Below are 15,005 nucleotides of genomic sequence, written 5' to 3'. Positions count from 1 at the left end.
AGTGCGCCTTCGGCGTCCCTGCGGGATCTTCGACACTTGACACACACCGCCACGACCAGGGAAGGACGCAGCTACGCCCGGAGCCGGTGGGAGGTGTGGACACGGTCGAGGTGGATCGACAGCTGCATCTTGGTCGGGGCGGCGTACAACCAGCTCGCAGTCATTCATGGGGACCTGAGACACCCTCTGGTGACCGGAGACAGGTTATTTCAGGTCTCCAGCCCCCATTACCTGTCTCCAGACCCGTTTCCTGATCCCCGCTTCCTGTCCCGGGCCACCGCTTCCTGTCCCGGGCCACCGCTTCCTGTCCCGGGCCACCGCTTCCTGTCCCAGGCCACCGCTTCCTGTCCCGGGCCACCATCTCCTGTCCCAACCTCCTCCGCCTGGCACATCCGGTACGACGTCCCGCCACCCGGGCTCCAATCAACCACCATCCGGCTCCCGGTCCTGGTCCCGGCGTCCGGACCCGGATCGCCGTCCGGAACGGCCGTCCTCGGTCGCCGAGTCGTGGGTTTGGGCTGGTGGTGTCGGCGTGTTGGCGGCCGTGATCCACGAGTCGGCGAAATGGGGTAGCGCCGTTCTGCACGACTCGGTGAGACAAGGGGGCGGATGGCGTGGGTGTACGGGTGGGGGAGTCTGTAGTTGGGTGGAGTCTGACGGGCCTCGGGCTGCTTGGAGGGAACTTGTATTCGCCGACTGCGGAGGAGATTGCGGGTGCGTTTGATTTGGGCGAGCCTGATGGTGGGCTCATGCATGTCAGGCGAGGGGATACCGATGCGTGGCGGCTCGATACTGCGAGCGGGAGTTACTTCGTCAAGGGGTACTTTGCGACGACCGGCGGGCAGTTCAACGGGGAGGATTTGACCGACCAGTTGGCGGTTGCGATGGCGTTCGAGGGGCGGGCGCTCGAGGCGGGTGTGGACATGCCGACGCCGATCATGCCGATTGATCCGTTGCTGGGGTGGGTGGTCCGCATCGAGGATCGGCTGTTTCGGGTTTACGAATGGGTCGAACATCGACCGTCCGAGGACGTCTCGGGCTGGCTGGGCCGGACGATGATGCAGGTCCATCAACTACAGCCGATCGGACAGGCGGGCTTGCCGAAGTGGTGGCGGCAAGCGGTTCAATCGCCTGCAACTTGGGAGGGCTGGTTCGCAAAGGCCCGGAATCAGAACGCTTCGTGGGCAGGGCTCGGCAGAGACAGCCTGCCGCACATCCTCGCGGTCAGCGCACGCATCGAGGAGCTCTGCGACGTCGCCCCCGACCTCGTCACAACCCACGGCGACTTCAAGACCCACAACATCGTCATGTCTCCCACCGGCCCCGTCCTGGTCGACTGGGACAGCGTCCGCACCGACAGCGCGGCCCTCGAGGCAGCCCGGGTCGCCTACCTCTTCGGAGCCGATCAGCTCAACAGAATCCTCACGGCGTACGCCGAAGCCGGCGGCGAACTCGGATGGCCCGGGCCGGACCTCTTCCTCAGCGTGACCCGAAACCACATCCAGGTCCTCGCCGAACACATCCAGGTCTCACTAGGCGAGTCTCCCGCAGCCCGATGGATGGGCGACCAAGCAACAATCGAAACCGCCATCGCCACCAAACTGCGAGACCTTCCCAGCACTATCGACCACCTCCGCAATCTCGCGGCAACGGTCAGCAACTGAGGTTGTGCCAGAGGCGGGACTCGAACCCGCACACCCTAGGGGCGCCGGCACCTAAAGCCGGTGTGTCTGCCGTTCCACCACTCTGGCTGGAGAGGCGCAGTGCCTCCCCTAGGTGGACATTCTAGGGGAGGCGTGAGCGTCAGCGGCTTTGGAGGGCGTCGATGAAGACGTTCTTCAGGTCGCCGGGGTTGCGGGCCAGATAGGCCTGGCCGCCGGTGGCTCCGGCCAGGGCGCTGAGTTCGTCGATGTTGACCTCGGGGCCCATGCCCAGCGCGATGATGCGGACCGGCCGGCCTACATCCTGCAGGCCCTTCAGTACGTTGACGGCCTGGGCGAGGGTCGGGCTGCCCGGGTCGTCGTTCTTGCCGTCGGTGAACAGCAGGACCGAGTTGACCGCGCGCTGGTCGTAGCTTGCCCGAACGGCTCGCACCGAGGCGATCGCAGTGTCGTAGAGGCCGGTGCCACCGTTCGCGATCGGGTGCTGGATCTTCAGCTGGTCGACGATCTTCCCGCGCTGCCGCTTCGACAGCGGCGCGATCGGCACCAGTTGCTTGTAGTCGGCGACCCCGTCGGACCCGATCTTCGTCGAGAACGTCCACAGGCCGAGCGATGCGCTGTCCGGGAACAACGTGAGGCCGCCCATAGCCGCCTCGATCGTCAGCTGCATCCGGGTCTTGCCGCCGACCTTGTCAGCCATCGAGCCGGAGACGTCGATGACGGCCAGCGAGTGGGTCAGCAGGGACAGCCGGGTCCAGTTCTGCAGCGTGGTGTCGATCGCCTCGCTGGTCGGCTTGGCCAGCTGGTTGATGTCGCCGACACCGCGGCCACCGCTCAGCGCGCTCAGCTGCGTGTCCCGGAAACCGGCCTGGTCACGGGCCTGCGCGGAGGAGTCGGTCAGCAGCTCGCCGGCCAGCGCCTGGGCAGCGGAAGCCGCCTGGTCGGTGTCCGACTTCGCGGTCACCACGATCGGGTAGTCCAGGTAGAGCGTGCCGGTGCTCGGCTGGACCGCTCGCAGCTGGGCGTCCGGGTGGTCTTCCTGGTACTTCACGAAGCTCTGCTCGGACGCTGGTACGACGGTTGTGCTGCCGTCCTGGTCCGCCCGGCTGAACAGGTCGTTCGGGTTCGTGTACGGCTTGGGCATCGAGCCGAGGGCCTGCGCCAGCGGAACGACCACCTGCGACACCGCGGTCTCGGACGCCGACGTCTTCTGCCGCTCCATCTGCACCGCCAGCAGCGCGAGCGCCCCCGGTGAGGTGTTCAGCGGGTCCAGCAGGATCGGCTGGGTCTTGCTCATGATGCTGAGCCAGGAGGAGGTGTCGCCGAAGTTCGTCCTCCGGCCGACGAGCACCATCGGGGAGGTCGCGATGGACTGCACCGCGATGCTCGGGACGCTCTGGCCGTCGTCGGCCTGGGCGACCCACAGCGAGGAGTCCGGCACCCACAGGTCGGGCCGGGTGTCGCTGCCGTGCGCCACGTCCCGCGCGACCTGGGCCGAGGACGCCGCGGTGATGGTGAACTGCAAGCACGGGTTGCCGTCCTTGCCGCCCTTGGCCGCCAACGACTTCGAGGCGGCCTCCAGCGAGGACTGCATCTCGGGCGTGGTCGCCAACTGGATCTGCGTCGGGTCGTCGCAGGCCTTGTTGCCGCCGAGGAATCCGTCCGCACCCGACTCCGAACCGAAGGAGCGGACGACGAACACCGCGCCCAGCGAAAGCACCAGCAAGCCGACCGCGGTGATGTACACCGAACGGCGGTTGTTGTTGGTACCTCGCGTTACCGCAGAGGAATGTTTTCCCATCGCGGCAGGTCCCTCCCTCCCAGAGGCTGACTGCGCGCGCAGATTACCCGGTTTCTGCAGGTCGGGGCGAAGTCCACGACGATTCTTGACACAGCTGTGGTTGAACGCGGATGGCCCCCGCAGTACCGGTCTTTCACAGGAACGCTGTAAAACTCACCGACCGTGTCGGGGCCATCGCGGTGCGGTGAGATCTGGGTGTGACCCAAATCACACGACCCAGTTTGCTCAAACGACCGTTCCATGGACCATCGGCATGAAAAGTTCGAAGGTTTCCCTCTGCGGACGGTGTCGAGGTAGTTGCCTTTTCACAGCGAGGAACGCGGAGTTCACAATCCGAGGTCGCGGCGGAGCTTGGCGACGTGCCCGGTCGCCTTCACGTTGTACTGCGCGACCGCGATCTTCCCGTCCGCGTCGACGACGAACGTGGACCGGATCACCCCGGTCACCTTCTTGCCGTACATGGTCTTCTCGCCGAAGGCGCCGTACGCCGTCAGCACCTCTTTGTCCGGGTCGCTGAGCAGCGGGAACGTGACCGAGTCCCGCTCGCGGAACTTGGCCAGTTTGGCCGGCTTGTCCGGTGAGATCCCGAGTACGGCGTACCCGGCGGCCTGGAGCGAGTCGAGCGAGTCCCGGAAGTCGCAGGCCTGCTTGGTGCAGCCAGGCGTCATCGCGGCCGGGTAGAAGTAGACGATCACGTTCTTTCCGCGCAGGTCCTTCAGCGCCACGTCGTTGCCGTCGGCATCGGGCAGGGTGAAGTCGGGTGCGGTGTCGCCGACGGACAGACGATCGGACATCAGGTCCTCCACGGGGTAGGTCAACTGCGGCCAATGTTACGTGCGTGAGAACTGAGCGCTGTCGGGGTGCGAGTGGGCGATTCGTGGGTGAAGATTCGCAGATGAGCCGCTCATCGTCCCGCCCGTTGTTCGACGGCTATCTGGATCCACGGCGCCCGCATGCCCAGGCGTACGACGAGATGTTCGATCCGGTCGACGGCGTACGGACGGCGTACAAGCGGCTGCACGACTCGCTCACGCCACTGCAGCCCGCCGACCTGACGACCCGGGCGGAGGCGCTGGACCGGGCGCTGGTCGACCAGGGGATCACGTTCAGCCTGTCGGGCGAGGAGCGGCCGTTCCCGCTGGACCTGGTACCGCGGGTGATCACAGCGGCGGAGTGGTCCCGGCTGGAGCGTGGCGTGGTCCAGCGGGTGCGGGCACTGGAGGCGTTCCTGGCCGACATCTACGGCGAGCAGCAGATCGTCGCGGACGGCGTACTGCCGCGCCGGCTGATCACCTCCTGCGAGCACTTCCACCGGCAGGCGGCCGGTATCGCACCACCGAACGGCGTTCGCATCCACGTGGCCGGGATCGACGTGGTCCGCGACGAGCAGGGCGACTTCCGGGTGCTCGAGGACAACCTGCGCAGCCCGTCCGGGGTGTCGTACGTGATGGAGAACCGCCGGACGATGGCGCGGGTGTTCCCGGACCTGTTCGCCAAGCACCGGGTGCGTGCGGTCGGCGACTACGCCGTACACCTGCTGCGGTCGCTACGGGCCGCCGCTCCGGCCAGCGTGACCGACCCGAACGTCGTAGTACTGACACCGGGCGTCTACAACTCGGCGTACTTCGAGCACTCGCTGCTGGCGCGGCAAATGGGCGTCGAGCTGGTCGAGGGTCGCGACCTGCTTGCCCGCAACAATGTCATCTACCTTCGGACCACTGAGGGCGATCAGCGGGTCGATGTGATCTACCGGCGGATCGACGACGAGTTCCTGGACCCGGTGCATTTCGACCCTGACTCCGTGCTCGGTGTGGCCGGTCTGGTGAACGCAGCCCGGGCGGGCAACGTCGTGATCGCCAACGCGATCGGCAACGGGGTGGGCGACGACAAGCTGATCTACACGTACCTGCCCGAGATCCTGAAGTACTACCTGGGTGAAACGCCCCTGCTGCCGAACGTCGACACGTACCGGTGCTGGCTGCCCGCAGAGCAGACCGAAGTACTGGACCGCCTCGACGAGCTGGTCACCAAGCCGGTGGAGGGCTCCGGTGGGTACGGCATCGTCTTCGGGCCGGATGCGTCGCCGAAGGAGCTCCAGGCGCAGCGGCGCCGGATCAAGGCCAACCCGCGGGGCTGGATCGCCCAACCCGTCGTACAGCTGTCCACTGTGCCCACCAAGGTCGGTGAACGGCTGCAACCGAGGCATGTGGACCTGCGGCCGTTCGCAGTCAACGACGGAGACGACGTGTTCGTCCTGCCTGGTGGCCTGACCAGAGTGGCCATCCCCGAGGGCAGCCTGATCGTCAACTCGTCCCAGGGCGGTGGGTCCAAGGACACCTGGGTGCTCGCGCCCAGAGCATCCGGTGAGGACGCCGAGCTCCGCGGTCCCGGCCTGGGTACGTCGGTGCGCTCGGACAGCACGTCGACCCCCGAGCGCGGTCCGGAACTCAACGTCGCCCAACAGCAGCAGCAACAGTGATGGGGAGGTGCTGACGATGCTCGCACGCAACGCCGAGTCGCTGTACTGGATCGGCCGGTACGTCGAACGCGCGGACGACACCGCGCGGATCCTCGACGTGTCGGTCCACCAACTGCTCGAGGACGCCACCGTCGACGCGGACACGGCCAGCCGCAGGCTGCTCGCGGTCCTCGGCATCACGCCACCCGACGGCAGCGAGCTCGACGTATGGGGCCTGACCGAACTGGTCGCGATGTCGCCGGAGACCGGGTCGATCGTGTCCTCGATCGCCAGTGCTCGCGAGAACACCCGGGTCGCCCGCGAGGTGGTGTCCAGCGAGCTGTGGCACTGCATCAACTCCATGTGGAACGCCGTACCCGAGCGGCAGCGCGCTGCCCGCCGCGTAGGGCCGCACGAGTTCTTCACGTTCGTGGAGGACCGGGCCGCGATGTTTGCCGGGCTGGCCGACTCCACGATGAGCCGGGACGACGGATGGCGGTTCCTGGTGCTCGGGCGATCGGTGGAGCGAGTGGACATGCTGGTCCGGCTGCTGATGTCCCGGGTGGGCGACCGGCCGACCTCTCCCGGCTGGGTGACGGTACTGCGTTCTGCGGGTGCACAGGACACGTATCTGCGCACGTACCGCGGTGCACTGGACGCGTCCCGGGTAGTGCAGTTCCTGTTGCTGGACCGGCTCTTCCCGCGGTCCGTGTTCCATGCGCTGCAGCAGGCGGAGTCCTGTCTCGATGACCTCGACCATGGGCCGTCGGCGCGGATCGGTGCTGGTGCGGAGGCAGCGCGGTTGCTGGGCAAGGCCCGGAGCGATCTGGAGTTCCTGCGGCCGGCGGACCTGCTGGACGACCTGACCGGCCGGCTGCAGGCGCTGCAGACTACGGTCCGCGAGGTTGGCGAAGCGGTGTCACGCCAGTACTTCCATACCGTGCCGTGGATCGAGTGGAACAACGCGGAGGTGAACCTGTGAAATGGCGTCTCCGGGTAGTTCATACAACCGGCTACCGCTACGCGACGGCCGTCACGCAGTCGTACAACGAGGCCAGGCTGACGCCGCGTCACGACGACCGGCAGAACCTGATGGTGGCACGGCTCGAGTCGGTGCCGGCAACCCGTGCGTACAAATACACGGACTACTGGGGCACGGAGGTCAACTCCTTCGACCTGCACGTCCCGCACACCGAGCTGAAGGTGATCGCGGCCTCGGTGGTCGAGACGACCGATCAGCCAGAACCGTCAGTCGCGGCGACCTGGTCCCAGCTGAGGTCACCAGAGGTCCTGGACGCCTACGCGGAGTACCTGGAGTGGACCGATTACGTGCCCAAGCACCGTGAGCTGGCTGCGGTCGCGCGCTCGCTACGCAAGGGTCGTACGCCGGAGGACACCGTGCTGGCGGTGTCGAAGTGGGTGCACGACAAGCTGAAGTACCAACGTGGCACCACTGGGGTGCACTCGTCGGCCGTAGACGCCTGGCAAGCCGGTGAGGGCGTGTGTCAGGACTACGCGCACCTGACGCTGGCGATGCTGCGGGCGGTCGACATCCCGGCCCGCTACGTCTCCGGCTACCTGCACACCAAGCCGGACGCGGAGGTGGGGGAGACGGTCGTCGGTGAGAGCCATGCGTGGGTGGAGGCGTGGACCGGTCAGTGGTGGGGATTCGACCCGACCAACGACATCTCGATCGGGCACCGGCATGTCTGGGTCGCGACCGGCCGCGACTACGGAGACGTGTCGCCGCTCAAGGGCATCTACTCGGGTGGCGCGGCGACGGCCATCGAGGTGACCGTCGACATGACCCGGTTAGCCTGAGCGCATGCGGGCCATGACAGTCACGCCGGGCAAGTCCGACTCGGCGCGAGTAGGTGAGGTCGCAGAGCCTCCCGTCACCGACGGTTCGATCCTGGTGGAAGGCCTGCTGACAGGCATCTGCGGGACCGACATCGAGCTGGTCTCCGGAGCGTTCGGCAGTGGACGGCTCGGGTCGGACCACCTCGTCATCGGCCACGAGTCGCTCGGACGCGTGCTGGAGGCACCTGTGGGCTCCGGCTTCGCACCTGGCGACCTGGTCGCCGGAGTGGTCCGCCGACCCGACCCAATGCCCTGTCCGGCGTGTGCGCGGGGTGAGTGGGACTTCTGCCGCAACGGGCAGTACACCGAGCGCGGCATCAAGGAGATGGACGGGTACGGCGCCGAGCAGTGGCGCGTGAACCCGTACTTCGCCGTACCCGTGCCTGCTGAGCTGGGAGAGCTCGGTGTCCTCGTAGAGCCGGCCAGCATCCTGACCAAGGCGTGGGAGCAGGTGGACCGGGTCGGCGCCCGGTCGTGGTTCGGACCGCAGCACGTGCTGGTGACAGGAGCCGGTCCGATCGGGTTGCTGGCGGCAATGATCGCCCGGCAGCGCGGGTACGACGTACATGTGCTGGACCGGGTCGAGGACGGGCCGAAGCCGGAGCTGGTACGGGCGCTTGGAGGCACGTACCTCACTGACCTGGGGCAGCTGTCCGTCGTACCGGATGTGGTGATCGAGGCAACCGGTGCTGGGCAGCTGGTGTTCGACTGTGCCTCGCTGCTACCGCCCGCCGGTGTGATGTGCCTGGCCGGGATCCACCCTGGGCCTGCGACTGTCGACGTACAGCTCGACGCGCTGGTCCGACAGCTGGTGGTGCGCAACGCGGCCCTGGTCGGGACGGTGAACGCGGGCAAGCGGCACTACGCGGACGCTGTGGACGTGCTGCTTGCGGCCGATCGGGCCTGGCTGCAGCAGCTGGTCACGCGGACCGTTCCGCTGTCGGACTGGCCGGATGCATTGGTGCGGGAACCGGATGACATCAAGGTGGTCGTGGACTTGCGGGCGTGACCTGCAAGGATGGTGGTGACGAGGGGCATCCCCGGGCATCCCGGGGCATGGCCGCCGGCTGGACCAGATCGAAGGGAGCGTCGACAGGTGTCGGACACGAAGGCTCGGACCGCCGAGCAGATCGAGGCGGACATCGCCGCCACCCGGGAGCGGTTGGCCTCGACCGTGGATGAGCTGGTCGACCGGGCGAACCCGAAGAACGTCGCCCTGCGGCAGGTCGAGCAGGCCAAGTCCCAGGTCTTCGACGAGCAGGGCCAGCTGCGGACCCAGAAGATCGTCGCGGTCGCCGGCGCGGTGGTCGGTGTCGTCGGCGTGCTGCTGGTGATCCGCCGGCTGGTGGGTCGCCGGTGACTCCACGCAAGCGGCTGTCCGACGACAAGCTCCCGATCCGGATGCTGCACGACCGCGTCCTGGTCTCCCTCGAGCAGGAGGGCGAGCGCAAGTCGTCGGCCGGCATCCTGATCCCCGCGACCGCCCAGATGGGCCGCCGGCTCGCCTGGGCGAAGGTGGTCGCGGTCGGGGCGAACGTGCGGACGGTCGAGGTCGACGACCGCGTCCTGTTCGACCCGGAGGACCGCGCCGAGGTGGAGGTGCGCGGCGACGACTACATCCTGCTGCGCGAACGCGACCTGCACGCGGTAGCCGCCGGCCGCCTCGAAGACGGCCAGACCGGCCTGTATCTGTAGCTCACCGGCCGGGATGCCTGTTGCGCTGCATTCCGCCGGGATGTTTCATGCGTTACATGCCTTTGCGTGCGCAACCGACCCTCGCGCTGTCCGCCGGACGCGTGCTCGGGTCGCCACGCGCCGCCAGCCTGGCCCAGATCCTCGAGCATCTCGGCACCACAGTGCTCGAACTCGTCAGCGGTGATCCCGATCTGGCCGATCCGCCCCGCGAGGTGGTCTTCTTCGATCCGTCCGACCCGGCGCCGGTACCGCGTGGCGCGATCCTGATCGGCACCGGCCTGCGCTCCACCGAAGACGGGCTGGGCCGCCTGATCCGCGCGGCGGCGACAGCCCGGGCCGCCGCCTTGATCCTTCCGGCAGCCGTGGTCAGCGACAGCCCGGAGGCGATCCGGGCGGCCGACGAGGCGGGACTCGTCGTACTGTCGCTCTCGGCCGGGACCACCTGGCAGCAGTTGTCGGCGCTGCTGGAGTCCGCCGTCCGCGACACGGTCCGGCCGGTGGCCGTCGTACCGAGCCGGGGGGAGGGGCTGTTCCGGCTGGCCAACGCGATCTGCACGCTGATCGACGCGCCGGTCACGATCGAAGACCGCAACGCTGCCGTCCTCGCGTTCTCCGACCGGCAGGAGGAGGCCGACTTCATCCGGATCGACTGCATCCTCGGCCGCCGGACCATCGAGCCGTACCTGCGGGTCGACGAGGACCGAGGGGCGGTCCGGGCGATCCGCCGCTCGCCGGTGCCGGTCTACCTGGACGCCGTCCGGATGGACGACGCGCGGCCGACGCTGCCGCGGCTCGCGATGGCGATCCGCGCGGGCGACGAGTTCCTCGGCACCATCTGGGCGGTCGTGCCAGGACCGCCGACGCCGGAGCAGGAGCAGCTCCTGCTGGAGGCGTCCCGTGCGGTGGCGCTGCAGATGCTGCGGTCGCTCGGCACGGATCCCGAGCAGCGCACGACCTCCGAGCTGGTCGCCGCCGCGCTCGCCGGTGACGGCGAGGCGCTGACCCGGCTGGGTCTGGCCGGTACGCCGTGCCTCGTGCTGGCTGCCGCGCTGGCCCAGCCCAGCAGCGCGGAGCTGGTCGGTACGCCGAGTGGGACGCTGGCGCGCCGGGTCCGCGAACGCGAGCGGACGGCGAGCGCCCTGCGGGTCGAGCTGGCCGGTACCACTCCGGGCACGGTTGTTGCCGTCGTCAACGATCAGGTGTATGCCCTGGTCCCGGCCCGGCGTGCGGACGAGACCGCGACGCAGGTGGAGCAGACCTGCCGGGTGTTCGCCCAGCAGCACCAGGCCGGCGAGCCGTTGCGGATCGGGATCGGCCGGGTCGCCGGTTCGGCAGCCGGAGTGCGGTTGTCGCGCGCGGACGCCGACCGGGCGGTCCGGGTGCTACAGGACGCCGACGGCGGCCGGTGCGTCGCCAAGGCGTTCGACGTGGAGGTCGAGGCGTTGCTGATCGAGGCACGCGAACTCGTCGCCTTGCGCGGACGTGGTCCGTCCGGCGCCCTGGCCCGGCTGCTCGCGTACGACGACGCCCGCAACGCGACGATGGTCGAGACGCTGCGGGCCTGGCTGGACGCGCAGGGGGACGTCGTACCGGCAGCCGAGCAGACTCATGTGCACGAGAACACCTTCCGCTACCGGCTCCGGCGGATCAGCGAGATCGGCGGCTTCGACCTGGAGGACGCCGACGCACGGTTCGCTCTCGACCTCCAGCTCCGCCTGTTCCCGCAGGCCCAGCACGATCAGGCCCAGCACGATCAGGCCCGGCACGATCAGGCCCCGCACGATCAGGCCTCGAACCGGCGGAAGACGAGACCGCGCACCCCCTCGGTCGAGTACCCGAGCTCGACGCCCGCCTGATCGAACGTCAGCGCGATCTCCGGCGATTCGGCGTCGTCGGTGCGCACAGTGAACCGCCGCTCGCCGGCCGGTGTCATGGTCCGCCGCCCGTACCGCGGGCGTTCGAGCGCAAGCCCGCCCTCGTCGAGCACGACCCGCACCACCGCGGTCAGCTCGTCGCAGTAGTAGGTGCCGGCCAGCTGTTCCGCGCGTCCGGGTTCGATCAGCCCGAGGACCCGGTCGGCCAGCGGGTCCGGGTCGAGTTCGGCGAAGTTGCCGAGGACAACAGCCGACCCGATGCCCGGCACCATGGCCAGGTGGGTCCGGAAGCCGGCGTCCGCCCCGGCATGCCAGAGCTTCAGGTGGCCCGCGTGCTCACCGATGTGCACGCCCCACCCGTACGAGTCGCTCCCGGTGTACGTCGTACCTCGCCAGGACTCCCGTGACGACACCGCGGCGGCCCAGCGCGCCAGGTCCGTGACCGTCGAATGCAGGCTGGTCGCACCCGCCGTCCCGTAGGACAGCACGATCCGCTCGTAACCGTCGGCGATCCGCTGGTACGACGAGGCCCGCCGCCGCACCACCGCCCGGTGGTTGTCGACGAACCTGGTGTCGTCCATCCCGAGCGGCTCGAAGAACTGCTTGCGGCAGAAGGTGTCGAGGCGCTCTCCGGTCACGGTCTCGATCAGCAGCCCGAGCAACGTGTAGTTGGTGTTGCTGTAGGCGTACCGGGCTCCCGGCTCGTCCTGCAGTGCGGTCTGCCGCCGGATCAGCTCGATCAGATCGGCGGTGGTGATCACGTCCTCCATCCGCCCTCCGGCGGCCTCCACCAACTCCCACTGGTCCCGCAGGCCGCTGCGGTGCCGGATCAACTGATCGACGCTGACCTCCTTGAACGGCATCCACGGCAGATAGTCCGCGATCGGATCGTCGACCCCGACGGCACCCTCCCGCACCAGGACCTGCACGGCTTCGGCCGTGAACTGCTTCGACAGAGACGCAAGGTGGAACACCGTGTCGTCGGCAATCGGTACGTCGTGTTCGAGCACCGCCATCCCGCGGGCCGCCGTTTCCAAGGACCCGTCCGGCCCGACCAACCCGACGACCACGCCGGGCCCGCGTGGGTCGGGGACGACGTTCTCCAGCAGCTCACCGAGGCGGTCAGTGGCCATGGCGGATCCTCAGCGACTCGTTGAGCTCGTGGAGAGTCTCCTCGACGGTGCGACGCAGCATCGCCGGACGGTCCGGGCTCCGCAGCCAGGCCTCGGCCAGTGCAGGCAGGGCGTCGTCGACGATCGTCGGGGCGAGGGTCCTGGTGGAGACCCAGGCTTGTTCGCCCCCGTCGTCGGTCGCCCAGAAGGCGTCGATCGACTCGTAGTACTGCGCGACGTACGGCCGGAGCAGTTCGGTCTGGGCGGGGTGCCAGAAGCCGCGCGCGGTGGCGGACTTGAGGCCGCCCTGGGCGCCGCCGGGGGTTGTGACGAGCGACCAGGCCGCCGCCTTCGCGGTCGGATCGGGGAGCATCGCCCGTGCGGTAGCCGCGTACTGCTCGGCGGTGACGTTCGGATCGCGGGCGAGTTCGGCGTCGATACCGGCGGCATCGATCAGCCCGTACGACGCCAGGCCGTGGACGAGCAGCCAACGGGTCTCGAAATCGAGATCGACTCCGGCCGGCACCGACGTGCCGGCGTACAGCTCCTGCAGCGATCCGGCGAGGGTCGTCCCGCCCGCTTCGTGGGCGAAGGTCCGTAGCCACAACCGCTGCGCGTCGCCACCGGGTGAACGCGAGGTCAGCGCCGACCACGCGGCCGCGGCGAGCTCCCGCTGGGTCGCCTGCGGCTCGGGCAGATAGTGCGAGACGGCGTATTCCAGGTTCGTCAGCAGGCCCGCCAGGATCGCGATCTGCTCCTCGCGGACCGCTGCCGCCAGCGCCACGGCCACGTACGACGACGCCGCGAACTCACCGTCCCTGGTCATGTCCCACAGCGCGGTCCATGCGACCGCCCGGGCCAGCGGGTCGTCGAGGTCCCCGGCCCGCGACCGGATCACCTCGTCGGACGCAGGATCGAACCGCACCTTCGCATAGGTCAGATCGGCGTCGTTGAGCAGTACGACGTCCGGCGCGGGCAACCCGTTCAACGACGGCACCTCGGTGACCGCGCCACCCACGTCGACCGTGACCTGATGCGTTCGCGTCAACTGCGCGTCGCCGGTATAGAACCCGATCGTCAGCCGGTGGTCCCGCAGTACCGGATGCTCTGGAACCGCGGTCTGCTCCACTGCGAAGCCGGAGACCTGCCTCTCGTCGGTCAGCGTGTACGTCGGTCGCAGTGTGTTCACCTGCGCCGTCCGCAACCACTGTTGCGACCACTTCCCGAGATCCCGGCCCGATGCCCGCTCCAGCGCCAGCAACAGATCGGTCAACGTGGTGTTGCCGAAGGCATGTTTCGCGAAGTACGCCCGCAGCGCTTCGGTGAACGCGCCCTCGCCGACATAGGCGACCAGTTGCCGCAGTACGGCGGCACCCTTCTGGTAGGTGATGTCGTCGAAGTTCGACAACGCGGTCCGCAGATCCGGCACGTCCGCCGAGATCGGGTGGGTCGACGGCAGCTGGTCCGCGGCCAGCGCGAGCGCCTTGTCGCAGCGGGCGAAGGTCGTCCACGCGTCGGTGAACTCGGTGCCCTGGGCGGCGGCCAGATACCCGGCGTACGTCGCGAACGCCTCGTTCAGCCAGGTGTCCTGCCACCAGGCGGTGGTGACGAGATCGCCGAACCACATGTGCGACAGCTCGTGCAGGATCGTGTACGCCGCTGCTTCCTGCTCGATCGCGGTCACCGGCGACCGGAAGATCATCCCGCCGGTCAGCGTCACCGCGCCGGCGTTCTCCATCCCGCCGATGCCGGCGTCGGTGCCGAAGATCTGGTCGTACTTTCCGAACGGATATGGATAGCCGAACATCCGGTGGAAGAGGTCGAACCCTGCCTTGGTCCACCGGAAGCACCGCTCCGCGTCCAGGTACGGCGCCGCCGATCGTACGCAGACCAGGCCGAGCTCGATCGGGCCGTCCGGTCCGTCGACCGTGTCCGTCACCCGGTGGTACGGACCGGCGAGCACGGCGGTGATGTAGCTCGAGATCGGCGGCGTACGGCTGAAGTGCCGCGTGACTGCACCACCCGCTGCCGGTTCGGTCGTGTCCACCGAACCGTTTGAGATCACTTCCCACTCGCGCGGCGCGGTGATGTGGAAGGTGTACGGCGCCTTGAGATCGGGCTGGTCGAAACACGCGAACACCCGCTGCGCCGCGGCCATGAACATCAGCGACGCGAAGTAGACCTCGCCGTCCGCGGGGTCGACCGTGCGCTCGAGTCCCTGTTGCTCGTCGGCCAGCTCGAACGTCCCGTCGACCACCAGGACGTTCCGTTCGGCCAGCCCGGACAGGCTGATCCGGCCGTCGTGGACGGTCCGATCGAGCTCGATCCCGTTCAGGACAACGGATTCCAGGAAGACGGGCTGGACGTCGACGAACGTTGTCCCAGTCTCCGCCGAGAACTCGATCACGGTCCTGGACCGGAACACCGTCGAGGCCGGGCCGCCCTGCCCATCGGTCAGGTCGAGCGTGACGTCGTACGAATGGACGGTCAGCTGCGTACTGCGTTCCGCGGCCTCTGACTCGGTCAGCTGCGAGGCGATCACCA

12 protein-coding genes and 1 tRNA gene are annotated in these 15,005 nt (G+C 68.4%); 8 read left to right on the top strand and 5 right to left on the bottom strand.

Translation table 11 applies throughout. The features are described 5' to 3' along the window. Nucleotides 1–749: 749 nt before the first annotated feature. Entirely contained in the window at nt 750–1,664 is a 915-nt protein-coding gene (locus EV650_RS17480) for an aminoglycoside phosphotransferase family protein (protein ID WP_134119796.1), read from the top strand. Nucleotides 1,665–1,669: 5 nt separating this feature from the next. Here the strand turns inward: EV650_RS17480 and EV650_RS17475 are convergent. From EV650_RS17475 to bcp, 3 genes are all read right to left on the bottom strand, one after another. Then, nucleotides 1,670–1,751: transfer RNA gene (locus EV650_RS17475), tRNA-Leu, on the bottom strand. A 52-nt stretch (nt 1,752–1,803) separates the two neighbouring features. Continuing rightward, nucleotides 1,804–3,408: a substrate-binding domain-containing protein gene (locus tag EV650_RS17470; protein WP_238174247.1), complete on the bottom strand. Its 1,605-nt coding sequence runs from the start codon at nt 3,406–3,408 to the stop codon at nt 1,804–1,806. A gap of 380 nt (nt 3,409–3,788) precedes the next feature. After that, on the bottom strand, nt 3,789–4,256 hold the full coding sequence (bcp, locus tag EV650_RS17465) for a thioredoxin-dependent thiol peroxidase (protein WP_134119794.1): 468 nt from the start codon (nt 4,254–4,256) through the stop codon (nt 3,789–3,791). A 101-nt stretch (nt 4,257–4,357) separates the two neighbouring features. Here bcp and EV650_RS17460 point away from each other — a divergent pair, with 101 nt between their 5' ends. The 7 genes from EV650_RS17460 (at nt 4,358) to EV650_RS17430 (ending at nt 11,331) form a co-directional block, all read left to right on the top strand. After that, entirely contained in the window at nt 4,358–5,941 is a 1,584-nt protein-coding gene (locus tag EV650_RS17460) for a circularly permuted type 2 ATP-grasp protein (protein ID WP_134119793.1), read from the top strand. Between the two features lie 16 nt (nt 5,942–5,957). Then, the gene (locus EV650_RS17455; protein WP_134119792.1) at nt 5,958–6,902 is read left to right on the top strand and encodes an alpha-E domain-containing protein; all 945 of its coding nucleotides are present in this window, start codon (nt 5,958–5,960) and stop codon (nt 6,900–6,902) included. Next, nucleotides 6,899–7,741 carry a transglutaminase family protein gene (locus EV650_RS17450; RefSeq protein WP_134119791.1) on the top strand — a complete coding sequence of 281 codons (843 nt, stop codon included), beginning with the start codon at nt 6,899–6,901 and terminating at the stop codon, nt 7,739–7,741. The genes EV650_RS17455 and EV650_RS17450 overlap by 4 nt, the downstream gene beginning before the upstream one ends. A 4-nt stretch (nt 7,742–7,745) precedes the next feature. After that, complete coding sequence (locus EV650_RS17445; protein WP_134119790.1) at nt 7,746–8,789, top strand: glucose 1-dehydrogenase; 1,044 nt, start codon at nt 7,746–7,748, stop codon at nt 8,787–8,789. An 87-nt stretch (nt 8,790–8,876) separates the two neighbouring features. Then, nucleotides 8,877–9,140, top strand: coding sequence for a DUF3618 domain-containing protein (locus EV650_RS17440; protein WP_238174246.1), 264 nt, complete (start codon nt 8,877–8,879; stop codon nt 9,138–9,140). After that, on the top strand, nt 9,137–9,475 hold the full coding sequence (locus EV650_RS17435; RefSeq protein ID WP_132210994.1) for a GroES family chaperonin: 339 nt from the start codon (nt 9,137–9,139) through the stop codon (nt 9,473–9,475). The genes EV650_RS17440 and EV650_RS17435 overlap by 4 nt, the downstream gene beginning before the upstream one ends. A gap of 47 nt (nt 9,476–9,522) precedes the next feature. Further along, a complete protein-coding gene (locus tag EV650_RS17430; RefSeq protein ID WP_134119788.1) occupies nt 9,523–11,331 on the top strand; it encodes a PucR family transcriptional regulator in 1,809 nt (602 codons plus the stop codon). Here the strand turns inward: EV650_RS17430 and EV650_RS17425 are convergent. Then, nucleotides 11,259–12,482 (bottom strand): serine hydrolase domain-containing protein, encoded by a 1,224-nt coding sequence (locus EV650_RS17425; protein WP_134119787.1) that lies wholly within the window; start codon nt 12,480–12,482, stop codon nt 11,259–11,261. The two genes, EV650_RS17430 and EV650_RS17425, sit on opposite strands and share 73 nt — an antisense overlap. After that, nucleotides 12,472–15,003 carry an aminopeptidase N gene (pepN, locus tag EV650_RS17420; RefSeq protein WP_166678168.1) on the bottom strand — a complete coding sequence of 844 codons (2,532 nt, stop codon included), beginning with the start codon at nt 15,001–15,003 and terminating at the stop codon, nt 12,472–12,474. The genes EV650_RS17425 and pepN overlap by 11 nt, the downstream gene beginning before the upstream one ends. Nucleotides 15,004–15,005 lie beyond the last annotated feature (2 nt).

Origin of the sequence: Kribbella kalugense, assembly GCF_004365875.1 — a bacterium.
In the GTDB taxonomy this organism is placed as follows: Bacteria; Actinomycetota; Actinomycetes; order Propionibacteriales; family Kribbellaceae; genus Kribbella; species Kribbella kalugense.
Note: the sequence above shows the minus strand (reverse complement) of the source record. Positions and strands in the feature narration are given on the sequence as shown.

What these genes read in the sequence shown, in the direction of transcription:
- EV650_RS17480 (WP_134119796.1), top strand. Translation starts at nt 750, where the DNA reads ATGCATGTCAGGCGAGGGGATACCGATGCGTGGCGGCTCGATACTGCG.
- bcp (WP_134119794.1), bottom strand. Translation starts at nt 4,256, where the DNA reads ATGTCCGATCGTCTGTCCGTCGGCGACACCGCACCCGACTTCACCCTG.
- EV650_RS17460 (WP_134119793.1), top strand. Translation starts at nt 4,358, where the DNA reads ATGAGCCGCTCATCGTCCCGCCCGTTGTTCGACGGCTATCTGGATCCA.
- EV650_RS17455 (WP_134119792.1), top strand. Translation starts at nt 5,958, where the DNA reads ATGCTCGCACGCAACGCCGAGTCGCTGTACTGGATCGGCCGGTACGTC.
- EV650_RS17445 (WP_134119790.1), top strand. Translation starts at nt 7,746, where the DNA reads ATGCGGGCCATGACAGTCACGCCGGGCAAGTCCGACTCGGCGCGAGTA.
- EV650_RS17430 (WP_134119788.1), top strand. Translation starts at nt 9,523, where the DNA reads ATGCGTTACATGCCTTTGCGTGCGCAACCGACCCTCGCGCTGTCCGCC.
- EV650_RS17425 (WP_134119787.1), bottom strand. Translation starts at nt 12,482, where the DNA reads ATGGCCACTGACCGCCTCGGTGAGCTGCTGGAGAACGTCGTCCCCGAC.